The sequence below is a fragment of the Rubrivivax sp. JA1055 genome, assembly GCF_020966565.1.
In the GTDB taxonomy this organism is placed as follows: Bacteria; Pseudomonadota; Gammaproteobacteria; order Burkholderiales; family Burkholderiaceae_C; genus Rubrivivax; species Rubrivivax benzoatilyticus.
This window is the reverse complement of sequence record NZ_JAJKFP010000002.1, coordinates 440199-463003: the sequence shown is the minus strand read 5'-3', so window position 1 is coordinate 463003 and position 22805 is coordinate 440199. Positions and strand designations below refer to the sequence as shown.

Annotated in this window: 26 protein-coding genes; 21 read left to right on the top strand and 5 right to left on the bottom strand. The window is 71.5% G+C overall.

Annotated elements, in window-relative coordinates:
- Positions 1 to 88: 88 nt before the first annotated feature.
- From LOC65_RS05295 to LOC65_RS05260, 8 genes are all read left to right on the top strand, one after another.
- The gene (locus LOC65_RS05295) at positions 89 to 946 is read left to right on the top strand and encodes a flagellin (RefSeq protein WP_009857947.1); all 858 of its coding nucleotides are present in this window, start codon (positions 89 to 91) and stop codon (positions 944 to 946) included.
- A gap of 160 nt (positions 947 to 1106) precedes the next feature.
- A complete protein-coding gene (fliD, locus tag LOC65_RS05290; protein WP_009857946.1) occupies positions 1107 to 2543 on the top strand; it encodes a flagellar filament capping protein FliD in 1437 nt (478 codons plus the stop codon).
- A gap of 200 nt (positions 2544 to 2743) precedes the next feature.
- On the top strand, positions 2744 to 3178 hold the full coding sequence (fliS, locus tag LOC65_RS05285; protein WP_009857945.1) for a flagellar export chaperone FliS: 435 nt from the start codon (positions 2744 to 2746) through the stop codon (positions 3176 to 3178).
- 25 nt (positions 3179 to 3203) lie between these two features.
- Positions 3204 to 3503: a flagellar protein FliT gene (locus LOC65_RS05280; protein WP_009857944.1), complete on the top strand. Its 300-nt coding sequence runs from the start codon at positions 3204 to 3206 to the stop codon at positions 3501 to 3503.
- Positions 3504 to 3554: 51 nt separating this feature from the next.
- Positions 3555 to 4319 (top strand): flagellar brake protein, encoded by a 765-nt coding sequence (locus LOC65_RS05275; protein WP_009857943.1) that lies wholly within the window; start codon positions 3555 to 3557, stop codon positions 4317 to 4319.
- The gene (locus tag LOC65_RS05270; RefSeq protein ID WP_164964242.1) at positions 4316 to 4738 is read left to right on the top strand and encodes a type IV pilin protein; all 423 of its coding nucleotides are present in this window, start codon (positions 4316 to 4318) and stop codon (positions 4736 to 4738) included. The genes LOC65_RS05275 and LOC65_RS05270 overlap by 4 nt, the downstream gene beginning before the upstream one ends.
- Positions 4735 to 5229, top strand: a complete 495-nt coding sequence (locus LOC65_RS05265) for a GspH/FimT family pseudopilin (protein ID WP_009857941.1) — start codon at positions 4735 to 4737, stop codon at positions 5227 to 5229. Before LOC65_RS05270 ends, LOC65_RS05265 begins: the two co-directional genes overlap by 4 nt.
- Positions 5223 to 7151, top strand: a complete 1929-nt coding sequence (locus LOC65_RS05260) for a bifunctional diguanylate cyclase/phosphodiesterase (RefSeq protein ID WP_230246857.1) — start codon at positions 5223 to 5225, stop codon at positions 7149 to 7151. The genes LOC65_RS05265 and LOC65_RS05260 overlap by 7 nt, the downstream gene beginning before the upstream one ends.
- Before the next feature lie 124 nt (positions 7152 to 7275).
- Here the strand turns inward: LOC65_RS05260 and fliE are convergent, their stop codons facing one another.
- Positions 7276 to 7605: a flagellar hook-basal body complex protein FliE gene (fliE, locus tag LOC65_RS05255; RefSeq protein ID WP_009857939.1), complete on the bottom strand. Its 330-nt coding sequence runs from the start codon at positions 7603 to 7605 to the stop codon at positions 7276 to 7278.
- Between the two features lie 116 nt (positions 7606 to 7721).
- Here fliE and fliF point away from each other — a divergent pair, with 116 nt between their 5' ends.
- The 13 genes from fliF (at position 7722) to fliR (ending at position 18497) form a co-directional block, all read left to right on the top strand.
- The gene (gene fliF / locus LOC65_RS05250; RefSeq protein ID WP_009857938.1) at positions 7722 to 9386 is read left to right on the top strand and encodes a flagellar basal-body MS-ring/collar protein FliF; all 1665 of its coding nucleotides are present in this window, start codon (positions 7722 to 7724) and stop codon (positions 9384 to 9386) included.
- 24 nt (positions 9387 to 9410) lie between these two features.
- On the top strand, positions 9411 to 10406 hold the full coding sequence (gene fliG, locus LOC65_RS05245) for a flagellar motor switch protein FliG (RefSeq protein ID WP_230246879.1): 996 nt from the start codon (positions 9411 to 9413) through the stop codon (positions 10404 to 10406).
- Positions 10390 to 11115, top strand: a complete 726-nt coding sequence (locus tag LOC65_RS05240; protein ID WP_164964241.1) for a FliH/SctL family protein — start codon at positions 10390 to 10392, stop codon at positions 11113 to 11115. Before fliG ends, LOC65_RS05240 begins: the two co-directional genes overlap by 17 nt.
- Positions 11112 to 12521, top strand: coding sequence for a flagellar protein export ATPase FliI (gene fliI / locus LOC65_RS05235; RefSeq protein ID WP_230246856.1), 1410 nt, complete (start codon positions 11112 to 11114; stop codon positions 12519 to 12521). The genes LOC65_RS05240 and fliI overlap by 4 nt, the downstream gene beginning before the upstream one ends.
- Positions 12522 to 12523: 2 nt before the next feature.
- Positions 12524 to 12976 (top strand): flagellar export protein FliJ, encoded by a 453-nt coding sequence (gene fliJ, locus LOC65_RS05230; protein WP_164964240.1) that lies wholly within the window; start codon positions 12524 to 12526, stop codon positions 12974 to 12976.
- A 15-nt stretch (positions 12977 to 12991) separates the two neighbouring features.
- Positions 12992 to 14113: a flagellar hook-length control protein FliK gene (locus LOC65_RS05225; protein ID WP_230246855.1), complete on the top strand. Its 1122-nt coding sequence runs from the start codon at positions 12992 to 12994 to the stop codon at positions 14111 to 14113.
- 159 nt (positions 14114 to 14272) lie between these two features.
- Positions 14273 to 14866, top strand: coding sequence for a flagellar basal body-associated protein FliL (gene fliL, locus LOC65_RS05220; RefSeq protein WP_009855367.1), 594 nt, complete (start codon positions 14273 to 14275; stop codon positions 14864 to 14866).
- Between the two features lie 10 nt (positions 14867 to 14876).
- Complete coding sequence (fliM, locus tag LOC65_RS05215; RefSeq protein ID WP_009855366.1) at positions 14877 to 15881, top strand: flagellar motor switch protein FliM; 1005 nt, start codon at positions 14877 to 14879, stop codon at positions 15879 to 15881.
- Positions 15874 to 16308: a flagellar motor switch protein FliN gene (fliN, locus tag LOC65_RS05210; protein ID WP_009855365.1), complete on the top strand. Its 435-nt coding sequence runs from the start codon at positions 15874 to 15876 to the stop codon at positions 16306 to 16308. The genes fliM and fliN overlap by 8 nt, the downstream gene beginning before the upstream one ends.
- Before the next feature lie 10 nt (positions 16309 to 16318).
- Positions 16319 to 16672 carry a flagellar biosynthetic protein FliO gene (locus LOC65_RS05205; protein WP_009855364.1) on the top strand — a complete coding sequence of 118 codons (354 nt, stop codon included), beginning with the start codon at positions 16319 to 16321 and terminating at the stop codon, positions 16670 to 16672.
- The gene (gene fliP, locus LOC65_RS05200; protein WP_009855363.1) at positions 16662 to 17420 is read left to right on the top strand and encodes a flagellar type III secretion system pore protein FliP; all 759 of its coding nucleotides are present in this window, start codon (positions 16662 to 16664) and stop codon (positions 17418 to 17420) included. The genes LOC65_RS05205 and fliP overlap by 11 nt, the downstream gene beginning before the upstream one ends.
- A gap of 11 nt (positions 17421 to 17431) precedes the next feature.
- Positions 17432 to 17701, top strand: a complete 270-nt coding sequence (fliQ, locus tag LOC65_RS05195) for a flagellar biosynthesis protein FliQ (protein ID WP_029718837.1) — start codon at positions 17432 to 17434, stop codon at positions 17699 to 17701.
- A gap of 34 nt (positions 17702 to 17735) precedes the next feature.
- A complete protein-coding gene (fliR, locus tag LOC65_RS05190) occupies positions 17736 to 18497 on the top strand; it encodes a flagellar biosynthetic protein FliR (protein WP_009855361.1) in 762 nt (253 codons plus the stop codon).
- Positions 18498 to 18588: 91 nt separating this feature from the next.
- On the opposite strand, the gene folE2 is transcribed toward fliR, so the two are convergent.
- The 4 genes from folE2 to xseB form a co-directional block, all read right to left on the bottom strand.
- Complete coding sequence (gene folE2, locus LOC65_RS05185; protein ID WP_230246854.1) at positions 18589 to 19389, bottom strand: GTP cyclohydrolase FolE2; 801 nt, start codon at positions 19387 to 19389, stop codon at positions 18589 to 18591.
- Positions 19390 to 19504: 115 nt separating this feature from the next.
- Positions 19505 to 21391, bottom strand: coding sequence for a 1-deoxy-D-xylulose-5-phosphate synthase (dxs, locus tag LOC65_RS05180; RefSeq protein WP_164964237.1), 1887 nt, complete (start codon positions 21389 to 21391; stop codon positions 19505 to 19507).
- A 108-nt stretch (positions 21392 to 21499) separates the two neighbouring features.
- Positions 21500 to 22390: a polyprenyl synthetase family protein gene (locus LOC65_RS05175; protein WP_230246853.1), complete on the bottom strand. Its 891-nt coding sequence runs from the start codon at positions 22388 to 22390 to the stop codon at positions 21500 to 21502.
- The gene (gene xseB / locus LOC65_RS05170) at positions 22375 to 22605 is read right to left on the bottom strand and encodes an exodeoxyribonuclease VII small subunit (RefSeq protein WP_009855357.1); all 231 of its coding nucleotides are present in this window, start codon (positions 22603 to 22605) and stop codon (positions 22375 to 22377) included. The genes LOC65_RS05175 and xseB overlap by 16 nt, the downstream gene beginning before the upstream one ends.
- Positions 22606 to 22805: the final 200 nt, after the last annotated feature.

Below are 22805 nucleotides of genomic sequence, written 5' to 3'. Positions count from 1 at the left end.
TTTTCTTTTGGCGCGTCTTTCCTGCCCTTTTCGCGCTTTTGCCGCCCGCGGCCCTCCGGACAATGCAGCCATCGAAGGAGAGCCGCACATGCCTCAGACCATCAACACCAACCTGGCCTCGCTGAACGCCCAGCGCAGCCTCAGCGCCTCCCAGGGCTCGCTGGCGACGTCGATGGCGCGCCTGTCGTCGGGTCTGCGCGTGAACTCCGCGAAGGACGATGCGGCCGGCCTGGCGATCGCCGAACGGATGAACGCCCAGGTGCGCGGCATGAACGTCGCGATCCGCAACGCCAACGACGGCATCTCCTACGCCCAGGTGGCCGAAGGTGCGCTGGCCAAGATCGGCGACTCGCTGCAGCGCATGCGCGAACTCGCCGTGCAGTCGCGCAACTCGACCAACACGGCCAAGGACCAGGACTCGCTGCAGAAGGAATTCTTCGAGCTGCAGACCGAGGTCAAGCGTGTGCTCGGCGGCACCACCTTCAACGAGAAGCCGGTCTTCGGCCAGACCACGGACATGTCGTTCCAGGTCGGCCCGAACACGACCGACGACGACGTCGTCACCGTCAGGATCGCCGCCGCCTTCAGCGCCAATGCCGACCTCGGCGCGGTGACGACCACCAGCTCGGTGATCGGCACCTCCGGCGCGCTGACCAGCGCCGCCGACCTGAAGACCGTCATCGACAACATCGACAAGGCGCTCAACACGGTCAACAACGAACGCGCGATGTGGGGTGCGACCCAGAACCGCTTCGAGGCCGTGATCTCCAACCTGCAGATCAGCGTCGAGAACCAGTCGGCCGCGCGCAGCCGCATCATGGATGCCGACTTCGCTGCCGAAACGGCCAACATGAGCCGCGCGCAGATCCTGCAGCAGGCCGGCAACGCGATGGTCGCGCAGGCCAACCAGCTGCCCCAGCAGGTGCTGAGCCTGCTGCAGCGCTGACGCGCCCCCCCTTCGCCGGGACCACCGGCAAGCCCTCCTTCCACGCCGCTCCGGGGCCGTCAGCCACGGCGCGGCGTGACGCCTTGCGCGAAACGGCGCAGCGCAGGCTCAAGTTCGGCGCGTGCGCGCCGAAGGCGAGACGAGACTCCAAGGAATCGACATGGCGACCATTTCCTCCACCGGCCTGGGCAGCGGCATCAACGTCGAGGCGGTGGTCACGCAGCTGATGTCGGTCGAGAAGCGGCCGCTGAACCTGCTGCAGCAGGCGAACTCGACGCTCAACACCCGGCTGTCGGCGGTCGGCAAGCTCACGAGCTACACCTCGGAGATGCGCGACGCGGCCAACGCGCTGTCGTCGGTGCTGCTGTGGAAGCAGACCGCGGCGACGAGCAGCGACAGCGCCGCCGTCGGCGTCAGCTCCGCCGGCGGGGCCGTGGCCGGCAGCTACGCCATCGGGGTGCAGCAGCTCGCCAGCACGCAGACCGTCGCGAGCCAGCGCTTCGCGGCGTCGGACACCGTCGTCGGCACCGGCACGCTGAAGATCGAGCTCGGCAGCTGGACCGGCGAACCGACGCCGACCGGCTTCTCCGCCAAGAGCGAGGTCACGGTGACCATCGGCGAAGAGGACAACACGCTCGAGAAGATCCGCGACAAGATCAACGCCGCCGGCGCCGGCGTCACCGCGACCATCGTCACCGACTCGCAGGGCGCGCGTCTGGCGCTGCGCTCGGCGAGCACCGGCGCCGAGAGCGCGTTCCGCGTCACCGCGACCGAGACCGCCGACGACGGCAGCACCACGACCGGCCTGTCGACGCTGGGCTTCAGCGCCGTCGGCGCCAGCGCGATGACGCGCACCCAGACCGCCGCCGACGCCGTGGCGACGATCAACGGCATCCAGGTCACCTCGGCGAGCAACAAGCTCGAGAACGTCGCCGAAGGGCTGACGCTGACGCTGAACAAGACCACGACGAGCGCCGTCGAGGTGAAGGTCAACGCCGACGACGAGGCCGTCACCAAGGCCGTCGACACCTTCGTGAAGGCCTTCAACCAGCTCGCCAGCTACATCGCCGAGCAGACCAAGTACGACGCCGACACCAAGAAGGGCGGCACGCTGCAGGGCGACCGCACGACGGTGTCGCTGCAGTCCCAGCTGCGCAACGTCATCAACGAAGGCAGCAGCGCGTCGTCGGTCTACGGCCGCCTGTCCGACGTCGGCATCTCGATGGGCGCCAACGGCCAGCTCTCGGTCGACAGCACCAAGCTGAAGAACGCGCTGACGAGCCAGCGCGAGGAACTGCGCAAGGTCTTCGCCGAGGACGCCGACACCACCGCCGGCTCCGGTTTCATGGACCGCTTCCGCGACCTGGGCAACGCGGTGCTCGGCAGCGAGGGGCTGCTGACGACGCGCACCTCCGGCATCCAGTCGCAGATCAAGCAGAACGAGAAGAGCCAGGACGCGTTCGAGGTCCGGCTGGCCCTGGCCGAGGCGCGCCTGCGCCGCCAGTACCAGGCGCTGGACACCAGCATGACGACGCTGTCGGGGCTGTCGAGCTACGTCACGCAGCAGCTCGCCGCGCTGAACAAGTCGAGCAGCTGAGCGGCCGCCGCCGCCGCACCCGCGCCACGGCCCCAGGCGCCCGCGACCGCGGGGCCTGGGGCCGATGTCCTTTCAGGGGGCGATGCCGGCGCCGGCGGTCGCCGGAAAAGCCGGGTCAGGACCGCCGTTTCCGGCTCAAGTCCCGCCAGCCCACGCCGATAAATCCATCACTTTCCGCTGAATCGACGCACATCCCCACCATGTTCGCCTCCGCCTCCGCGTTCGCCCGCCCGCAGCAGTTCGCCCACGCCTACCACCGTGTCGGCGCCGAGACGGCGATCAGCACGGCCTCGCCGCACCAGCTCGTCGCGCTGCTGTACCAGGGTTTCCAGGACGCGATCGCCCAGGCCCGCGGCGCGATGCGCGCCGGCGAGATCGAGCGCAAGAACCGCGCGATCAAGCATGCGCTGTCCATCGTCGACGAAGGCCTGCGCGCCTGCCTGGACCTCGAGTCCGGCGGCCAGCTGGCCAAGGATCTGCACGCGCTGTACGGCTACATCGAGCTGCGCCTGACCCACGCCAACCTGCGCAACGACGAAGCCGTGCTCGACGAATGCCAGCGCCTGATGCAGCCGCTGCAGGACGCCTGGAACGCCATCGGCGACAAGGTCGGCGGCCAGCCCGGACGAGGCTGAACCGGCGCCACCACGAGGACCCGCGATGAACACCGACCTCCTGAAGTACTACGAGGCCATCGAGCAGGCCAGCGCCGACATGCTGTCGGCGGCCAAGGCCGGCAACTGGGACGAGGTCGTCAAGCTCGAGGGCGCCTGCGTGCTGCTGATCAGCCAGCTCAAGCACGCCGCACGCGAGGCCAGCCTGGACGCCGAGGCGGCCAAGGCCAAGTCGCGCATCATGCAGCGCATCCTGATCAACGACGCCGAGATCCGGCACCTCGCCGAGCCCTGGCTGCAGGATCTCGACGACACGCTGGCAGGGCGCCAGAAGACCCTGCACTAGCCGTCCGGCCGACGCCGCCCTCGGGCGGCGTTCGTCGTTCACGAAAGAGCCATGGCCATGTTCGAGGACACCCGCCCCGCCGACCTGGACGCCGGCGGCACGATCGACCGCTGGGCCGAGTTCCGCGTCGATCACCCGCGCGAGCTGCAGGCGCTGCTGCGCCAGATCTGCGAGAGCAGCGCCACGGTGCATCTGAACGCGCCCGACGGCATCGGGCTGACGACCACGCTGTGGTCGGTGGACGCGGCCTCGGGGCGGCTGTCGTTCAGCGCCGACGAAGGCCTGCCGGGGCTGCAGGCGCTGGTCGACGCCGACGAGGCGACGGCCGTGGCCTATCTCGACAGCGTCAAGCTGCAGTTCGAGCTGCAGGGCCTGCTGCTGGTGCGCGGCCCGCGCGCCTGCGCGCTGCAGGCCCAGATGCCGCGCGCGCTCTACCGCTTCCAGCGCCGCGGCGCCTACCGCGTGCGGCCGCACGGCCGTCAGGCGCCCACCGCACGGCTGCGCCATCCGGCCATCCCCGAGATGTCGCTGGCGCTGCGCCTGATCGACATCAGCGCCGGCGGCTGCGCGCTGCTGCTGCCGCACGACGTCCCGCCGATGCCGCCGGGCATCGAGCTGGCCGGCGTGCAGATCGAGCTCGATCTCGAGACCCGCTTCGTCACCAAGCTGTCGCTGCGCCACGTCACCGCCCTGCCCGCCGACGGCCAGGGCCTGCGCCTGGGCTGCGAATGGCTGTCGCTGCCGGCCGGCGGCGAACGCCTGCTGCAGCGCTGGATCGACCTCTCGCAGCGCCGCCGCCGGCTGATGTCGCTGTGAACCCGCCCGCCACCGGCCGCCGCGCGCGCGGCTTCAGCCTCGTCGACGTGATGTCCGCCTGCGCCGTGACGGCCATCGTCGCCGGCCTGGCGGTGCCGAGCTGGCAGGGCAGCCTGGTGAAGACGCGCCGCGCCGACGCGGTGCAGGCGCTGACGCGGCTGCAGGCCGCGCAGGAAGGCTACCGCGACCGCCACGGCCGTTACGCCGACGACGTCGCGGCGCTGCGCCTGCCCGGCGTCAGCGAGGCCGGCCACTACGCGCTGGCGCTCGAGCGCGAGGCCGACGGCCGCTACCTCGCCAGCGCCACGCCGGTGGCCGGCGGCCCGCAGGCCGGAGATCACGACTGCCCGGCGCTGACGCTGGCCGTGGACAGCGGCTTTGCCCGCCAGGGCCCGACCCGCCGCTGCTGGAACCGATGAAGCGCCCCGCCCTCGGCCTCACGCTGCTCGAAGCGATGATCGCGCTGGCGATCGTGGCGCTGCTCGCCTCGCTGGCCGTGCCGTCCTTCGGCAGCGCCGCCGAGCGCGCCCGCCTGCGCATGGCCGCCGAGACGCTGGCCGCCGACCTCGGCGAAGCCCGTTTCGAGGCCGCGCGCCGCGGCCAGCCGCTGCACCTGGACGTGCACGCCGGCGCCGACTGGTGCTGGGCCATCGCCACCGACAGCGGCTGCGGCTGCGGCAGCGAGCGCGGCTGCCAGCTCAAGACCGAGCGGGCCGCCGACCACCGCGGCATCCGGCTGCTGGACGCCGCGCCGGCGCGGCTGGAAGCCGACGGCGAGGCCCAGGCCCAGCCCCGGCCGGCGGTGTTCGAGTCCTCGCGCGGCGAGCGGCTGCAGGTCTCGCTGTCGCCGCTGGGCCGGGCCCGCATCTGCGCACCGGCGGGTGTCGTGTCCGGCTACGCCGCATGCTGACGCCGCAGCGCCCGGCCGGCGTCCGCTTCTCGCTCGCCCGGGCCCTGGTGATCTGGGGCGCGGTGATCCTGGCGGCGATCGTGCTCGTGGCGCTGCGGCTGCACGAGGTCGCCGAACGCCACCTCGAGGAGGAGGCGCTGCGCACCGCGCGCGGCTGGGCGCTGCAGGTCGGCCGCGTCGTGCCGCAGCCGGCCAGCCTGTTCGGGCCGGCGCCGGCGCCGCGTGCGCTGCTGCCGCTGGCCGGCCTGCGCGGCACGACCGCCGTCTACGCCTTCCGCCTGCACGCCCCCGACGGCCGCGTCACGCTGGCCTCCGAGGGCCTGCCGGCGGCGCCGGCGGCGCTGGCCAGGGCCCGTGTGCTCGACCTGGTGACCGGCCGCAGCACCCACGTCGTCGAGCTCCAGCGCCAGCCCGACACGCGCTCGGCCGTGCACGCCGACGTCTGGCTGCCGGTGCAGGGCGACGGCGTGCTGCTGGGCGTGGCCCAGGTCCGCGTCGACCTCGACGAGAGCGCCGCGGTGACGACCCGCTCGGCCGTGCGCGCCGCCAGCGCCACCTTCGCCGGGCTGCTGGGCGTGGGCCTGGCCGGCCTGCTGCTGTGGCGCGCCTACGCACGCGCCGAACGCAGCGCGCGCGCGCGCATCGACTACCTCGACCAGCACGACCCGCTGACCGGCGCGCTCAACCGCGAGAGCTTCGTCGCCGCGCTGCGCCGCGCCGCCGCCCGCCGCGCCGGCCACAGCGCCGTGCTGTGCATGGACCTGGACCGCTTCCGCGAATTCAACGAGTGGCTGGGCCGCGGTGCCGGCGACTCGCTGCTGCGCCAGGTGGCGGCACGGCTGCGCGCCACGGTGCGCAGCGGCGACCTCGTCGCACGCCTGGGCAGCGACGAGTTCGCGGTGCTCGCCGACACCGGCGACGCCGAGGCGCTGGCGACGCTGGCCCAGCGCATCGTCGAGGCGCTGCGCCAGCCCTACGACGTCGGCGGCCGGCGCTGCGAGATCGGCGCGAGCATCGGCATCGCGCTGCACGGCGTCGACAGCCGCGAGGCCGACCGGCTGCTGCAGCAAGCCGACCTGGCGCTGGCACGCGCCAAGGCCGACGGGCGCGGCACCTTCCGCTTCTACGACGCGCGGCTGGACGACGAGCTGCAGCGCCGCCGACGCCTGGGCGCCGAGCTGCGCGACGCGCTCGCCGCCGACGCGCTGGTGCTGCACTTCCAGCCGCTGATGGATGCCGCCAGCGGCCGCATCGTCGGCTACGAGGCGCTGGCGCGCTGGCCGCACGCCGAGCGCGGCTGGGTGCCGCCGGCGAGCTTCATTCCGCTGGCCGAGCAGACCGGGCTGATCGAGGATCTCGGCGCCTGGGTGCTGCGCGCGGCCTGCCGCGAAGCCGCACGCTGGCCGGCACCGCTGTCGGTGGCCGTCAACCTGAGTCCGGCGCAGTTCCGCCGCGACGGCGGCATCGCCGAGGTCGTCGCCGAGGCGCTGCGCGACTCGGGCCTGGCGCCCGAGCGGCTGGAGCTGGAGATCACCGAGTCGCTGCTGATGGCGCGCACCGAGCCCGTGCTGCGCGCGCTGCGCGAGCTGCGCGGCCTGGGCGTGAGCATCGCGATGGACGACTTCGGCACCGGCTATTCCAGCCTGGCGCACCTGTGGCGCTTCCCGCTGGACCGCGTCAAGCTCGATCGCGAGTTCACCCACAGCCTGGCCGACGACGCCAAGGTCGGCGTCATCGTCGGCTCGGTCGTCTCGATGGCCCACGCCCTGGGCATGCACGTCACGGCCGAAGGCGTCGAGACCGAAGCCCAGCGCCAGGCCCTGGCCGCCCACGGCTGCGACGTCCTGCAAGGCTTCCTGCTCGGCCGCCCCCAGCCCGCCGACCGCCTGCCCCACCAGAGCGCAGACACAGCACTGGTCTGACAGTCGCGAACAAAGAAAAGCGGCCCGGCCGGCCGCGTCAAGCTGACGCCGACGGCCGGGCTCCGCCCGGCCGTCGGCGTCGCCCCCCCTGGGGGGGAGCGCCGAAGGCGCTACGGGGGGGGTCCTACACCTGCATGTTCATGATTTCGGTGTAGGCGCTGACCAGCCGGTTGCGCACCTGCACCGTCGCCTGGAAACCCAGCTGCGCCTTCTGCATCGCGACCATCGTCTCCTCGAGGCTGACGGTCGGGTTGTCCAGCGCCACCTCGCGCTGCAGGCGTTGCGCCTCCAGCTGGTTGCGGCTCGCGTCCTGCAGCGCCTCGGCCATCGCCGAGCGGAAGCTGCCGCCCTGGGCCGGCGCCTCGGTCTTGCCGACCAGGGGCGTGCCGTCGGGCCGCAGCCCTGCGCGGGCCACCGCCTGGTTGAAGTCGAAGGGCTTGAGTTTGAGTTCCATGGTGCCGATGAGGCACTGTAGAGGCGGCGTCCCCGGTCCTAAGGCGCGAACAGGCGAGTGTTTGCCGGTTTTCTTGTGCCACCGGAAAGCCCGGCGGCAGCGAAGAATGCCCAGCCATGGAGACTGCCGTCGTTGCGCAACCCCCGCTCGTGCCCGAGACGCCGCCCGGATTCGTGGCGCGCCTGACGGCGCTGCCGATGAAGACCAAGGTGATGGCCGGGGCCGGCCTCGCCGCGCTGCTGGCGATCGTCGTCGTGCTGGCGCTGTCGCTGAAGCAGGACGACTACCGCGTGCTCTTCGCCAACGTCGGCGAGAAGGACGGCGGCGCCATCGTCGAGAAGCTGGCGCAGATGAACGTGCCCTACCGCTTCAGCGAAGGCGGCGGCACGATCATGGTGCCGGCCAGCCAGGTCTACGACCTGCGCCTGAAGCTCAGCGCCGCCGGCCTGCCCAAGGGCTCGATCACCGGCTACGAGCTGCTCGACAAGACGGCCTTCGGCCAGACGCAGGGCCAGGAACGCATCAACCTGCAGCGTGCGCTCGAAGGCGAGCTCACGCGCACCATCCAGACCCTGTCGTCGGTGGAGACGGCGCGCGTGCACCTGGCGCTGCCCAACCAGAACGGTTTCTTCCGCGAGCAGCAGAAGCCCTCGGCCTCGGTCGTGCTGACGCTGCGCCCGGGCCACACGCTGGACCGCGCCCAGCTCGCCGGCATCGTGCACCTGGTGTCCTCCAGCGTGCCCGAGCTGAGCGCCAAGGCGGTCAGCGTGCTCGACGGCGACGGCAGCCTGCTGTCCAGCCAGGACAACGCCTCGCAAGGCCTGGACACCCAGCAGTTGCAGTACGTGCGCGAGGTCGAGGCGACCTACCTGCGCCGCGTCAACGACCTGCTCGAGCCGGTGCTCGGCCGCGACAACCTGCGCGCCACCGTCACCGCCGAGGTCGACTTCTCGCAGACCGAGCAGACCTCCGAGGAGTTCAAGCCCAACCAGGGCGACAACCCGGCCGCGGTGCGTGCCTCGCGCGTGTCCGAATCCACCCGCCCGGGCGCCAACGTGCCCAGCGGCGTGCCCGGCGCGGTCAGCAACCAGCCGCCGGTGCCGGCCTCGGCGCCGATCAACGGCCCGGCGCAGGCCCTGCAGGCGGCCAACGGCGGCGCCGCCGGCGGCAACGCCCAGCGCGACGCCGAGACGCGCTACGAGGTCGACAAGACGGTGCGCGTGATCCGCGGCGCCACCGGCACGGTGCGCCGGATCAACGCCGCCGTCGTCGTCAACCACCGCAACGGCGTCGACGCCAAGGGCAAGCCGACGAGCACGCCGCTGTCGCAGGAGGAGCTGGACAAGCTCACCGCGCTGGTCGAGCAGGGCATCGGCTTCAGCAAGGAGCGCGGCGACTCGGTGCGGGTCGTCAACGCCCCGTTCCGCGTCGAGAAGGCGCCCGAGGCCGAGGAAGTGCCGATCTGGCAGCAGCCCTGGGTGCTGGACCTGCTGCGCAGCGGCGCGACGCCGGCGGCGCTGGTGCTCGTCGCGCTGATCGTCGTCTTCACGCTGATCCGCCCGGCGATCAAGGCCGCCGCGGCCAAGCCCGAGCCGATCAAGGGCGAGACCGTCGACGAGCTCGTCGACGGCGGCGCGGCGCTGCCCGGCCCCGACCAGCTGCCGGCGCTGGAGGCCCCGCGCTCCAACGACAAGCTCGAAGCCGCGCGCAAGCTGGCGCGCGAGAACCCGGCCGCCGTCGCGAACATCGTGCGCGGCTGGGTCAGCGGCGAAGCCGCCTGACGGGAGGATCCGATGGCCGCGCCGATGGACGACGAAGGGCTGGAAGACGCCGCGATCCTGCTGATGTCGCTGGGCGAGGAGGAGGCCGCCGAGGTCTTCAAGCACCTCGCCCCGAAGGAAGTGCAGCGCCTGGGCGAGACGATCGCCAAGATGAAGGCCGTGCCGCGCGAGCGTGTCGACACCATCCTGGAGAAGTTCACCGAGGTTGCCGAGCGCGAGCACATCCTCGTGCCCGACACCGACGAGTACGTGAAGTCGGTGCTGCGCAAGGCGCTCGGCGAGGACAAGGCGGCGCTGCTGATCGACCGCATCCTGCAGGGCAGCGACGTCACCGGCATCGAGAGCCTGAAGTGGATGGACGCCAGCTCGGTGGCCGAGCTGCTGCGCCACGAGCACCCGCAGATCGTCGCCGCGATCCTGGTGCACCTGGAGTTCGACCAGGCCGCCGAGGTGCTCAAGCAGTTCGTCGAGCGCCAGAGGAACGAGGTGCTGGTGCGCATCGCGACACTCGACGGCATCCAGCCGGCGGCGCTGAAGGACCTCAACGAGGTCATGAGCAAGGTGCTCGCCGGCGGCGACCGCATGAAGAAGAGCACGCTCGGCGGCGTCAAGGCCGCCGCCGAGATCCTCAACATGCTGGGCAGCTCGGCCGAGACCTCGGTGCTGGACTTCGTGCGCGAGACCGACAACGAGCTGGCGCAGAAGATCATGGACAACATGTTCACCTTCGACGACCTGGAGAAGATCGACGACAAGGGCATCCAGGCGCTGCTGCGCGAGGTGCAGTCCGAGTCGCTGATCGTCGCGCTCAAGGGCGCCACGCCGGGCCTGCGCGAGAAGATCTTCAAGAACATGTCCACGCGCGCCGCCGAGACGCTGCGCGAGGACCTCGAGTCCCGCGGCCCGGTGCGCCTGCCCGAGGTCGAGGCCGAACAGAAGGAGATGCTCAAGACCGTCCGCCGCCTGGCCGACGAAGGGCAGATCATGCTGAGCACGGGTGGCGATGAGCAGTTCCTCTAAACACGGTTTCCGCAACGTCCCGCCGCCGCAGGGCAGCAAGCCGGCGAGCGCCTACACGCGTTTCATCCCGCGCGAGGAGCTCGGCGACTTCGCCGCCTGGAAGCCCGGTTCGTTCCACGGCGAACCCGAACCCGAGGCGCCGCCGCCCGAGCCGGCCGCCCCGCCCGAGCCGACGCCCGAGGAGTGGCTGGCGAAGATCGCCGCCGCGCGCCAGGCCGGCTACCAGGACGGCTACCGCGACGGCCTGGTCGCGCTCGAAGGCTTCAAGCAGAGCTTCGCCTCGCAGGCCACGGCGCAGGTGGGCGCCGTCGTCGACAGCTTCAACGCCCAGTTCGACCGGCTCGACGCCGAGATCGCGACGGCCGTCGCGCGCACCGCGGTGCAGCTGGCGCGCCAGGTGCTGCGCAGCGAGCTGCAGGCCGACCCGTCGCTGGTGGCACGCGTCGCCGCCGAGGCCGTCAACAACGTGCTGCTGAGCGCGCGCCACATCACCGTGCGCGTGCATCCGAACGACCTGCCGCTGGTCGCCGAGGGCGCCGAGGAGGCGCTGACCGCGCGCGGCGCGCGGCTGCTGGCCGACGACGGCATCGAGCGCGGCGGCGTGCTCGTCGACTCCGACGTCGGCTCGATCGACGCGCGCATCGCCTCGCGCTGGGCGCAGGCCGCCGCGGCGATGGGCAGCGACGAGCCCTGGGAGCCGACGCCGTGACCCCGGTGGCCGACACCCGCGCGCGCAAGTGGTCGCGCTTCCTGCAGGACATCCAGGACTACGCCAGCGCGCCGCAGCCGCTGGAGGCCGTGGGCACGCTGCTGCGTGTCACCGGCCTGGTGCTCGAGGCCGCCGGCGTGCGTGTGCCGGTCGGCTCGATCTGCGAGATCCGCCAGCCCGGGCAGCCGCCGGTGCTGGCCGAGGTCGTCGGCTTCAACGGCGACCGCGCCTTCCTGATGCCCACCGGCGACCTGCACGGCCTGGCCAGCGGTGCGCGTGTCATCCCGCGCCCGGCGCCGCGCGTGCCGCCGCGTTTCGGCGTCGAGAACCACCCCTGGCGGCGCAGCGAGGACCGCGGCCTGCACCTGCCGATGGGCGACGGCCTGCTCGGCCGCGTCGTCGACTCGCATGGCCATCCGATGGACCGCGGCGGCCCGATCGCCGACGCCCACGCGCAGCCGATGATCCGCCGCCCGATCAACGCCATGGACCGCGACCCGGTGCGGCGCGCGCTGGACACCGGCGTGCGCTCGATCAACGCGCTGCTGACCGTCGGCCGCGGCCAGCGGCTGGGCCTGTTCGCCGGCACCGGCGTCGGCAAGTCGGTGCTGCTGGGCATGATGGCGCGCTACACCGCCGCCGACGTCATCGTCGTCGGCCTGATCGGCGAGCGCGGCCGCGAGGTCAAGGAGTTCATCGAGGACATCCTCGGCGAGGAAGGCCTGCGCCGCAGCGTCGTCGTCGCCGCGCCGGCCGACGCGCCGCCGCTGGTGCGCATGCAGGGCGCGAGCTACGCCACCGCGATCGCCGAGCACTTCCGCGACCGCGGCCAGCACGTGCTGCTGCTGATGGACAGCCTGACGCGCTACGCGATGGCGCAGCGCGAGATCGCGCTGGCCATCGGCGAGCCGCCGGCCACCAAGGGCTACCCGCCCAGCGTCTTCGCCAAGCTGCCGCAGCTCGTCGAGCGCAGCGGCAACGGCCTCAACGGCGTCGGCTCGATCACCGCCTTCTACACCGTGCTGACCGAGGGCGACGACCCGCAGGACCCGATCGCCGACGCGGCGCGCGGCATCCTCGACGGCCACATCGTGCTGTCGCGCGAGCTCGCCGAGTCGGGCCACTACCCGGCGATCGACGTCGAGCGTTCGGTCTCGCGCGTGATGAGCTCGGTGGCGCCGAAGGAGCACCTGCTCGCCGCGCGCAAGCTGCGCCAGCTGCTGGCCAAGTACAACAAGGCGCGCGACCTGATCCAGCTCGGCGCCTACGCCCCCGGCCACGACGCCGAGCTCGACACCGCGGTGCGCCTGCACGGCCAGATCGTCGCGCTGCTGCAGCAGGACATGCGCGAACGCGCCGACCTCGAGTCCAGCCGCCAGGAACTCCTTCACCTCGTCGGGACCTGACCATGAGCGCCCTGCCCACCCTGCTCGAACACGCCGAGTCCGAGCGCGACCAGATCCAGGCCGCGGTCCAGCGCGCCGAGGAGCACGCGCGCCGCGCCCAGGCCCAGGCCGATCAGCTCGACGGCTACCGCGGCGAGTACCAGCAGCGCTGGGCGAGCCAGTTCCGCCAGCTCGGCGCGGTCGAGATCCTGCACTGCTACCGCAGCTTCGGCGACCGCATCGACGAGGCCCTGGTGCAGCAGCAGCAGCAGATCGAGACCGCGAAGGCCAACGTCGAGCGGCTGCGCCAGCGGCTCGTCGCCGCCGAGATGCGCGTCGCCTCGGTGCGCAAGCTGATCGAGCGCCGCGAGCTCGAGCAGCAGCGTGTGCAGGCCCGCCGCGACCAGCGCCAGACCGACGAGACCGCGCAGCAGATCCGCTGGCGCGCCAGCCAGGCCGAAGCCGCCCGGCACTAGACATCCGCCACTGCCATGACGACTGCCGCCATCGCCACTGTCAACCCGAGCCCCGCCGCACCGACGCCGTCGAACGCCGCGCGGCAGAAGGAGCCCGGCGCCTTCGCCCGTGAACTCGGGCGCGCCGCCGAGGACGGCCAGGGTGCACGCAAGGCCGAGACCTCGCGCCAGGCCGACAAGGCCGAACGAAACGACCGTGCCGAACGTGACCGCGCCGAGCGCGGCCCGGACAAGGCGGCCCGCAAGGCGTCGGATACCGACGCCGCCGACGATGCCGCGTCGGCCACCGCCGAAGCCGGCGAGCGCACGACGCGCGGCGACGCGGACGAGGACGCCGGCGGGAGCGGCGACGTCTCGTCGCTGCTGGCCGGGCTGCTGAACCCGGCGGCACGCGCCGCCGCCGCGGCCGCCCGTGCGGGGGCCGCCCGCGCCGGCAGCGCCCGCGGCGAGGCCGAAGGCGACGCCGCAGCCGCCACCGGCCGCGCCCGCGGCGGCGCCGGCGCCGGCAAGGCCGACCCCACCGCCGCGCTGCAGGCCGGCGCCACCGAGGCCCGCGGCGCGGTGGCCGAGGCCGTCGGCGGCGAACGTCGCCCGGACTTCCGCGCCGAGCTGGCCGCCGCCGGCACCCCGGCCCAGACGAGCCCGGCGCAGCAGGCGGCCACGCCCGAAGCCCGGGCGGCGGCCACCGCCACGCCGTATGCCGCGCAGATCGCCGCGCCGGTCGGCTCGCCGGACTTCGCGCCGGGGCTGTCGGCCCAGGTCAGCGTGATGCTGCGCGAAGGCCTGCAGGAGGCCCGGCTGCAGCTCAACCCGGCCGAGATGGGCCCGATCACGGTGCGCATCCAGGTCGAGGGCAGCAGCGCGCAGGTCGTCATGGCGGCGCAGCAGGCCGACACGCGCCAGGCGCTGGAGCAGGCGCTGCCGACGCTGGCCGGCGCGCTGCAGGAGGCCGGGCTGACGCTGACCGGCGGCGGCGTCTTCGAGCAGCACCAGGGCCCCGCCCGTGACGACACCGAAGGCGGCCGCGGCACGGCCGACGCGGGACGCACACGCGGCGACGGCGGCGGCGACGAGTCGGTCGCGGCGGCCGCGCCGGCCCGCGCGCACACGCGCGGCATGCTCGACACCTACGCCTGATCACCCGCGGCGGCGGCACCGCCGCCACGGGCTTTAGACGGGCTTTCGGGCCGCTTATCGGCGCTTTCGCCGGCGGCGCGCCCCGAATAATTCCTTCCAAGCCCGTCGATGGCCGGTCATCGGCCACGACGGGGATCCCGACAGGAAGGAGTCCGCCCGATGGCCACCGCCGCCCCCGCCGCAGCCGCTGCAACCGATGCGGTCGCGCCGAAAAAAGGCAAGAAGAAGCTGCTGATCATCGTCGGCGCGCTCGTTGCCGTGCTCGCGATCGGCGGCGGCGCCGCGGTGTTCCTGCTGAAGAAGCCGCACGCCGACACCGAGGAAGGGGCCGAGGACGCCGAGCCGGCGAAGGCCGAGGTCAAGCACGACCCGAAGTCGGCGCCGACCTTCGTGCCGCTGGACCCGTTCACCGTGAACCTCGCCGACCGCGATGCCGAGCGCTACGCCCAGGTCGGCATCACGCTGGAGGTCCGCGACGCCAAGATGGGCGACACCATCAAGGCCTACATGCCGGCGATCCGCAACAACATCCTGATGGCGCTGGCCGACAAGACCGCCGCCGATCTGTCCGACCGCGAAGGCAAGGCCAAGCTCGCCGAGCAGGTGCGCCGCGAGACCGCACGCGCGATGGGCTACGAGGTCGAGGAGCCCGACGACGAGGCCGCAGCCGAGGACAAGCCGAAGAAGAAAAAGAAGAAGACCGAGGAGCTCCCGATCTCCGCCGTGCACTTCTCCAACTTCATCATCCAGTGACACCCGCTCGATGAACCAGCAGATCCTTTCGCAGGACGAAGTCGACGCACTGCTGCAGGGCATCACCGGCGAGAGCCAGAAGCTCGAGCAGGAGGAGCAGACCGCCGGCGGCATCCGCGACTACGACCTCTCCTCCCAGGAGCGCATCGTCCGCGGACGCATGCCGACGATGGAGGTGATCAACGAGCGCTTCGCCCGCAACATCCGCATCGGCCTGTTCAACCTGATCCGCAAGTCGCCCGAGGTGTCGATCGGCGGCATCAAGGTGCAGAAGTTCAGCGCCTTCCTGCGCGAGATCGTCGTGCCGACGAACTTCAACCTCGTGTCGGTGAAGCCGCTGCGCGGCTCCGGGCTGATCGTCTGCGACCCGAACGTCGTCTTCGCCGTCATCGACGCGCTGTTCGGCGGTGCCGGCAAGTTCCACACCCGCATCGAAGGGCGCGACTTCTCGCCGACCGAGCTGCGCGTCATCCTGCGCCTCGTCGAGTGCATCATCGCCGAGTACAAGAAGGCCTGGCACGGCATCTACCCGCTCGAGCTGGAGTACCAGCGCTCGGAGATGCAGCCGCAGTTCGCGAACATCGCCACGCCCAGCGAGATCGTCGTCTCCACCGCGTTCACGCTGGAGATCGGCGACACCTCGGGCGCGGTGCACTTCTGCATCCCGTACTCGACGCTGGAGCCGATCCGCGACGTCCTGTACTCGACGATCCAGGGCGACTCGGCCGAGCCCGACCGGCGCTGGGTCAACCTGCTCAAGCACCAGATCCAGGCCGCCGAGGTCGACCTCGTCGCCGAGCTCGGCCACGCCCCGGCCACCGTGGAGCAACTGCTGTCGTTCAAGCCGGGCGACTTCATCGAGCTCGACCTCGACCCGATGATCCAGGCGAAGGTGGACGGCGTGCCCGTCTTCGACTGCCACTACGGCACGACCAACGGCCGCTACGCGATCAAGATCGACCGACTGCTGACCAGCTCCAACGTGGGCTGGCTCGGAGACCACCACCATGGCTGACACCAACATGTCCGAAGAGGACCGCATGGCCGCGGAATGGGCCGCCGCGCTCGCCGAGAGCAAGGAACCCGAGGTCGCCTCGGAGGTGCGGGCACCGGCCGAGACGGTGGCGCCGGCGGCGTTCACCAACTTCGGCGCGTCGGTGCCGGCTTCCGGCTCGGGCAACGACATCAACATGATCCTGGACATCCCTGTCCAGCTCACCGTCGAACTCGGCCGCACGCGCATCCCGATCAAGCACATCCTGCAGCTCGCGCAAGGGTCGGTCGTCGAGCTCGACGCGCTGGCCGGCGAGCCGATGGACGTGCTCGTCAACGGCTACCTGATCGCCCAGGGCGAGGTCGTCGTCGTCAACGACAAGTTCGGCATCCGGCTCACCGACATCGTCACGCCCAGCGAGCGCATGCGCCGGCTGTCGCGCACCTGAGGAGCCCCGCGTGGACGCTTCCGCCGGTTTCGGCGCCCTCTTCTCCTTCGCCGTCGTCATCGCGCTGATCCCGGTGGCGCTGTGGCTGCTGCGGCGCACGCCGATGGGCCGCAACGCCTCGTCGGCCGGGATGCGCACCGTCGCCGCGCTGCCGCTGTCGAACACCCAGCGCATCGTCACCGTCGAGGTCGGCAGCGGCGAGGAGCGCCGCTGGCTGGTGCTCGGCGTGACACCGGGCGCGATCAGCACGCTGCACACGATGGCGCCGCAGGACGAGGCCCCGGCGCCGGCCACCGGCACCGGCACGCCTTTCGGCCAGATGCTCGGCCGGCTGCAGCGCCGCGGGGACCACGATGCGCGCTGACCGTCTACTGCGCGGGCTCGGCACGGCCGCGCTGCTGGCGCTGCCGGCGGCCGCCTTCGCCCAGCAGGCGCCGGGTGGCGGGCTGCCGCTGCTCGTCGGCCAGGGCGCCGGCGGCACCAGCTACTCGGTGCCGATCCAGACGCTGCTGTTCTTCACGGCGCTGTCGTTCATCCCGGCGCTGCTGCTGCTGATGACCGGCTTCACGCGCATCGTCATCGTGCTGTCGCTGCTGCGCCAGGCGCTGGGCACGCAGGCCGCGCCGCCGAACCAGGTCATCATCGGCATGAGCCTGTTCCTGACCTTCTTCGTCATGTCGCCGACCTTCGACCGGGTCTACGACCAGGCCTACAAGCCCTTCGCCGAGAACCAGATCGCCTTCGACGAGGCCTTGAAGCGCGGCGAGGTGCCGATGCGCGAGTTCATGCTCAAGCAGACGCGCCAGAGCGACGTGCAGCTGTTCGCCAAGCTGGCCAAGCTGCCGGCCGAGGTCAAGAGCGAGGACGTGCCGCTGCGCGTGCTCGTTCCCGCCTTCGTCACCAGCGAGTTGAAGAGCGCGTTCCAGATCGGCTTCATGATCTTCATCCCGTTCCTGATCATCGACATGATCGTCGCGAGCGTGCTGATGAGCCTGGGCATGATGATGCTGTCGCCGGTGCTGGTGGCGCTGCCCTTCAAGCTGATGCTGTTCGTGCTCGCCGACGGCTGGAACCTGCTGCTCGGTTCGCTCGCCGCCTCCTTCGTCACCTGAAAGCCGCCGCCATGGACGCACAACAAGTCCTCTCGATGGGCCAGCAGGGCCTGTACCTGCTGCTGCTGGTGTCGGCGCCGATCCTGCTGGTCGTGATGGCCATCGGCCTGATCGTCAGCGTGCTGCAGGCGGCCACGCAGATCAACGAGGCGACGCTGAGCTTCGTGCCCAAGATCGTCGCCGCCGTCGCCGTGCTCGGCTTCGCCGGGCCGTGGATGATCACGACGCTGGTCGAGTACCTGCAGCGCACGCTGCAGGCGATCCCGAGCGTCGTCGGCTGAACGTCGCCCGCCCCCGCACCCAAACGCGCCGGCCGTGATCAGCTTCGACGAGGCCCAGATCCTGGGCTGGATCACGCCGCTGATCTGGCCCTTCCTGCGCGCGCTGGCGCTGTTCACCGCGATGCCGGTGCTGGGCACGCGCAGCGTGCCCACGCGCGTGCGCATCGGCCTGGCCGGGCTGATCGCGTTCGCCGCGCAGCCCTCGCTGCCGGCCGTCGAGCCGGTGCCGCTGGACTCGCCGCAGGCCTTCGTGCTCGTCGTGCAGCAGGTCGTGATCGGGCTGTCGCTGGGCTTCGCGGTGCGCATCGTCTTCGCCGCCGTCGAGTTCGCCGGCGAGATCGTCGGCCTGCAGATGGGGCTGAACTTCGCCGCCTTCTTCGACCCGATCCGCGGCGGCACCGCCACCGCGACGAGCCGCTTCTACGGCACGACGATCGCGTGGCTGTTCATCGTCATCAACGGCCACCTGCTGGTCATCGCCGCGCTGGTGCAGAGCTTCACCGCCTTCCCGGTCGGGCCCGAGCCGTTCGGCTTCCTGAAGGAGGCGCGGCCGCACCTGTGGGCGGCGGAGATCTTCTCGACCGGCGTCTGGATCGCGCTGCCGCTGCTGGCGATGCTGCTGTTCGTCAACATCGTGCTCGGCGCGGTGTCGCGCGTGGCGCCGCAGATGAACGTGTTCTCGGTCGGCTTCCCGATCACGCTGGGCGTCGGCCTCGTCGGCATCCTGCTGACGCTGCCGGCGATGCAGGGGCCGTTCACCGTCGCGCTGGAGCGGCTGCTGGCCTTGTTCCAGTAAGGACGCCGGGGTCAGGACGCCGGGGTCAGGCACCTCGGACGCCGGGGTCAGGTACCTTGGTACCTGACCCCGGTATTTCGAGTATTTCGCCTCAGCGCTCGATGCGCGCCCAGGCGGAATGGTTGTGAATGGACTCGAAGTTCTCGACGTCGACGACGTAGCGGCCGATGCGCGGCTCGCGGTTCAGGCGCAGCGCGACGTCTCGCACCAGGTCCTCGACGAACTTCGGGTTCTCGTAGGCGCGCTCGGTGACCCACTTCTCGTCGGTGCGCTTCAACATCGGCCAGATCTCGCTGGAGGCCTCGTCCTCGGCGAAACGCACGAGTTCGTGCCACTCGACGGGCTGCAGCAGCTCGACGCGGATCGTGACGATCGAGCGCTGGTTGTGCGCGCCGTAGTCGGAGATCTCCTTGGAGCACGGGCACAGGCTCTTCACCGGCACCGCGACCTCGGCCCACAGCGTGGTCTTCGGCGCGTCGCCGTCCAGCCGCGTCTCGGCAATCCAGCGGCCCTGGTAGTCGAGCAGGCTCTGCAGGCCGGAAACCGGCGCGCGCTTTCTCAGGAAGAACGAGAACGAAGCCTCGACGCGGCCTTCGCGCGCGCCGAGCTTGTCGAGCATCGCGGCGTGGCGGCGGGCCAGCGCGGCGGCGTCCAGCGGTTCGTCGAGCGCGTCCAGCCACGCGACGAAGCGCGACATGTGCGTGCCCTTCTGCTCGGCCGGCAGCGCGACGTCCAGCGTCCACGACGCCGCCGTCGCCTGCACCGCACCGGCCACACGCAGCTGCAGCGGGTAGCGAACGTCCTTGACGCCCACGCGCTGGATCGCGACGTGGCGCTCGTCGCGCGCGCTCTGGGTGTCGGGGATGTGGAGGGCGTCGGTCAGGTTGGTCATGTCGGGCTGAATGATGCCTGCGTTCGGCGGCGCGGACGGTGCAAGGGTTTCCACGCAGCGTTCAATCAAGGCGAAGGCCGCCCGCAGGCGGCCTTCGGGTGCGGGCGCAGCCGGCTCAGCCGTTGACCGCGGCCAGCGCCGGGCGGCTGGCGAAACGCTTGACGATCGAGGCTTCGATGCCCTCGGCGTCCAGGCCCATCATCGACAGCAGCTTGTTCGGGTCGCCGTGTTCGGTGAAACGGTCGGGAATGCCCAGCTGCAGCACCGGCGTCGTCACGCCGGCGGCGGCCAGGCACTCGAGCACCGCGCTGCCGGCACCGCCCATCACGCAGCCTTCCTCGACGGTGACGATGGCCTCGTGGCGGCGCGCCATCTCGAGCACCAGCGCCTCGTCCATCGGCTTCACGAAACGCATGTCGACGACCGTCGCGCCGAGCTTCTCGGCGGCGGCCAGCGCCGGGTGCAGCAGCGTGCCGAAGGCCAGGATCGCGATGCGCTGGCCTTCGCGGCGCACGACGCCCTTGCCCCATTCCCATTCGCTGAGGCCGGTCTCGATCTCGGCGCCGCAGCCGCTGCCGCGCGGGTAGCGCACGGCCACCGGCTGGTCGCGGCGATAGGCCGTGGTCAGCGCCTGGCGGCATTCGTTCTCGTCGCTGGGCGCCAGCAGCGCGCAGTTCGGGATGCAGCGGATGAAGGCGATGTCGTAGACGCCGGCGTGCGTCGGGCCGTCGGCGCCGACGATGCCGGCGCGGTCCAGCGCGAAGACCACCGGCAGGTTCTGCAGCGCGACGTCGTGCACCAGCTGGTCGTAGGCACGCTGCAGGAAGGTGCTGTAGATCGCGACGACCGGCTTCAGCCCTTCGCAGGCCAGGCCGGCGGCGAAGGTCACCGCGTGCTGCTCGGCGATGCCGACGTCGTGGTAGCGGCGCGGGAAACGCTTGTGGAACTCGACCATGCCCGAGCCTTCGCGCATCGCCGGCGTGATGCCGACCAGGCGCTCGTCGGCCTCGGCCATGTCGCACAGCCACTGTCCGAAGACCTGGGTGAAGGTCGGCTTGCCGCCGCTGCTCTTGGGGAAGCCCTCGGCCGGGTTGAAGCGGCCGCTGGCGGCGTGGTACTTGACCGGGTCGGCCTCGGCCATCTTGTAGCCGTAGCCCTTCTTCGTGACCACGTGCAGGAACTGCGGGCCCTTCTTGTTGCGCAGGTTCTCCAGCGTCGGGATCAGCGCGTCGAGGTCGTGGCCGTCGATCGGGCCGACGTAGTTGAAGCCGAACTCCTCGAAGATCGTGCCCGGCACGACCATGCCCTTGGCGTGCTCCTCGAAACGGCGCGCCAGCTCGAACAGCGGCGGCGCAGCCTTCAGCACGCCCTTCACGCCTTCGCGTGCGGCGGCGTAGAAGTTGCCGCTCATCAGCCGCGCCAGGTGCTTGTTCAGCGCGCCCACCGGCGGGCTGATCGACATGTCGTTGTCGTTGAGGATGACGAGGATGTCGGCGTTGACGCCGGCGTGCGGCACGCCGGCGTTGTTCAGCGCCTCGAAGGCCATGCCGGCGGTCATCGAGCCGTCGCCGATGACGGCGATCGCCTTGCGGTCCTCGCCCTTCTGCTTGGCCGCCAGCGCCATGCCCAGCGCGGCGCTGATGCTGGTCGAGCTGTGGCCGGTGGCGAAGGTGTCGTACTCGCTCTCGTCGCGGCGCGGGAAGCCGGCGATGCCGCCGAGCTGGCGCAGCGTGTGCATGCGCTCGCGCCGGCCGGTCAGCACCTTGTGCGGATAGGTCTGGTGGCCGACGTCCCAGACGATGCGGTCGTGCGGCGTGTTGAACACGTAGTGCAGCGCCACCGTCAGCTCCACCGTGCCCAGGTTGCTGCCGAGGTGCCCCCCGGTCTGGCTGACGGTGTTCAGCACGAACTCGCGCACTTCGCGCGCGAGCCCGGGCAGGTCGCTGCGCGACATGCGGCGCAGGTCGGCCGGCGTCTGGATCGAATCGAGGATTTTGCTCATGTCAGTTTCCACCGCGCTGGACGAGCCGCGGCGCCGGTGACGGCACCACGAACCGCTCCCGAAGTCGCCCGCCTCCCGACGGCCGGCAACGGGGATGAAGCCGTCAGTTCAGTTCTCGCGTTCCACCACCTTGTCGGCGATCGCGGCCAGGGCTGCGCCATCGGCCAGGCCGGCGCGCGCCAGTGCCGCATGCGCCTGCGTGCGCAGCTCCTGCGCGTAGCGGCGGGCAGGCTCCAGGCCGAGCACCGAGACGTAGGTCGGCTTGTTGGCCTCCAGGTCCTTGCCGGCGGTCTTGCCGAGCTTGTCGGAGGCCTGGGTGCAGTCGAGGATGTCGTCGACGACCTGGAAGGCCAGGCCGATGGCCTCGCCGTACTCGGACAGCGCCTGCCAGGTGGCCGGCGCCGGCGAGCCGCAGGCCGCGCCCATCTGCACGCTGACCAGCAGCAGCGCGCCGGTCTTCTTGCGGTGCATCTCGCGCAGCGTGGCCTCGTCGAGCAAACGCCCGGTGTTGGCCAGGTCGATGGCCTGGCCGCCGGCCATGCCGGCGTGGCCCGCGGCACGCGCCAGCAGGCGCACCAGGCGCGCCTGCAGCGCCGGCTCGACGCCTTCGTCGGGGGTCAGGATCTCGAAGGCCAGCGCCTGCATCGCGTCGCCGGCCAGCATCGCCTGGGCCTCGCCGTACTTCACGTGCACCGTCGGCTTGCCCCGGCGCAGCACGTCGTTGTCCATGCACGGCATGTCGTCGTGCACCAGCGAGTAGGCGTGGATCAGTTCCACCGCGCAGGCACTGCGCAGCGCGGCTTCACGCGAGCCGCCCAGCGCCTCGCAGGCGGCCAGCACCAGCAGCGGCCGCAGCCGCTTGCCGCCGTCGAGCACGCCGTAGCGCATCGCTTCGCCGAGGCCGGCGGGAGCATTGTCGGGAACCCAGGCTTCGAGCGCGGCTTCCACCGCGTCGAGCTGGCGTCGCGCCCATTGATCGAAATTCAGGGTGCGCTCCATGTCTTCAGCTGTCCATCGTCAAGTAGCTTGACCTGTTCCTCGACCGCCTGCAGCCGGTTGCGACAAAAGGTCAGCAGTTCGCTGCCGCGCCTGTAGCCGTCGAGCAACTGGTCCAGCGGCATCTGGCCGGTCTCCATCTGCTGGACCAGACGGTCCAGTTCGGCGACGGCCTGCTCGTAGCTGGCGGGCTCCTGCGGGGCGGGGACGGACGACATTCGGTGGGAACGTGACAGCAAGCCGGGCATTCTAGACACACGGCAGTGCGGCGCTCGGACACTCCGCCTGCCCCGCTGCGCCACCCATCCGGCCGGTACAATGGTCGGTTCGCCTGACGAAACCCATGCGACGCCACCGAGGGGCGCATTCGTCAGTCACCATGCCCGCCCGCGGGGCCACCGGGCGGGGGTTTGGACAT

What these genes read in the sequence shown, in the direction of transcription:
- LOC65_RS05225 (WP_230246855.1), top strand. Translation starts at nt 12,992, where the DNA reads ATGACGACTGCCGCCATCGCCACTGTCAACCCGAGCCCCGCCGCACCG.
- fliD (WP_009857946.1), top strand. Translation starts at nt 1,107, where the DNA reads ATGGCGACCATTTCCTCCACCGGCCTGGGCAGCGGCATCAACGTCGAG.
- LOC65_RS05260 (WP_230246857.1), top strand. Translation starts at nt 5,223, where the DNA reads ATGCTGACGCCGCAGCGCCCGGCCGGCGTCCGCTTCTCGCTCGCCCGG.
- LOC65_RS05275 (WP_009857943.1), top strand. Translation starts at nt 3,555, where the DNA reads ATGGCCATGTTCGAGGACACCCGCCCCGCCGACCTGGACGCCGGCGGC.
- LOC65_RS05265 (WP_009857941.1), top strand. Translation starts at nt 4,735, where the DNA reads ATGAAGCGCCCCGCCCTCGGCCTCACGCTGCTCGAAGCGATGATCGCG.
- LOC65_RS05280 (WP_009857944.1), top strand. Translation starts at nt 3,204, where the DNA reads ATGAACACCGACCTCCTGAAGTACTACGAGGCCATCGAGCAGGCCAGC.
- LOC65_RS05240 (WP_164964241.1), top strand. Translation starts at nt 10,390, where the DNA reads ATGAGCAGTTCCTCTAAACACGGTTTCCGCAACGTCCCGCCGCCGCAG.
- LOC65_RS05175 (WP_230246853.1), bottom strand. Translation starts at nt 22,390, where the DNA reads ATGGAGCGCACCCTGAATTTCGATCAATGGGCGCGACGCCAGCTCGAC.
- dxs (WP_164964237.1), bottom strand. Translation starts at nt 21,391, where the DNA reads ATGAGCAAAATCCTCGATTCGATCCAGACGCCGGCCGACCTGCGCCGC.
- fliM (WP_009855366.1), top strand. Translation starts at nt 14,877, where the DNA reads ATGAACCAGCAGATCCTTTCGCAGGACGAAGTCGACGCACTGCTGCAG.
- fliS (WP_009857945.1), top strand. Translation starts at nt 2,744, where the DNA reads ATGTTCGCCTCCGCCTCCGCGTTCGCCCGCCCGCAGCAGTTCGCCCAC.
- fliQ (WP_029718837.1), top strand. Translation starts at nt 17,432, where the DNA reads ATGGACGCACAACAAGTCCTCTCGATGGGCCAGCAGGGCCTGTACCTG.
- fliF (WP_009857938.1), top strand. Translation starts at nt 7,722, where the DNA reads ATGGAGACTGCCGTCGTTGCGCAACCCCCGCTCGTGCCCGAGACGCCG.
- fliG (WP_230246879.1), top strand. Translation starts at nt 9,411, where the DNA reads ATGGACGACGAAGGGCTGGAAGACGCCGCGATCCTGCTGATGTCGCTG.
- LOC65_RS05295 (WP_009857947.1), top strand. Translation starts at nt 89, where the DNA reads ATGCCTCAGACCATCAACACCAACCTGGCCTCGCTGAACGCCCAGCGC.
- fliJ (WP_164964240.1), top strand. Translation starts at nt 12,524, where the DNA reads ATGAGCGCCCTGCCCACCCTGCTCGAACACGCCGAGTCCGAGCGCGAC.
- fliE (WP_009857939.1), bottom strand. Translation starts at nt 7,605, where the DNA reads ATGGAACTCAAACTCAAGCCCTTCGACTTCAACCAGGCGGTGGCCCGC.
- fliP (WP_009855363.1), top strand. Translation starts at nt 16,662, where the DNA reads ATGCGCGCTGACCGTCTACTGCGCGGGCTCGGCACGGCCGCGCTGCTG.
- xseB (WP_009855357.1), bottom strand. Translation starts at nt 22,605, where the DNA reads ATGTCGTCCGTCCCCGCCCCGCAGGAGCCCGCCAGCTACGAGCAGGCC.
- fliN (WP_009855365.1), top strand. Translation starts at nt 15,874, where the DNA reads ATGGCTGACACCAACATGTCCGAAGAGGACCGCATGGCCGCGGAATGG.
- fliL (WP_009855367.1), top strand. Translation starts at nt 14,273, where the DNA reads ATGGCCACCGCCGCCCCCGCCGCAGCCGCTGCAACCGATGCGGTCGCG.
- folE2 (WP_230246854.1), bottom strand. Translation starts at nt 19,389, where the DNA reads ATGACCAACCTGACCGACGCCCTCCACATCCCCGACACCCAGAGCGCG.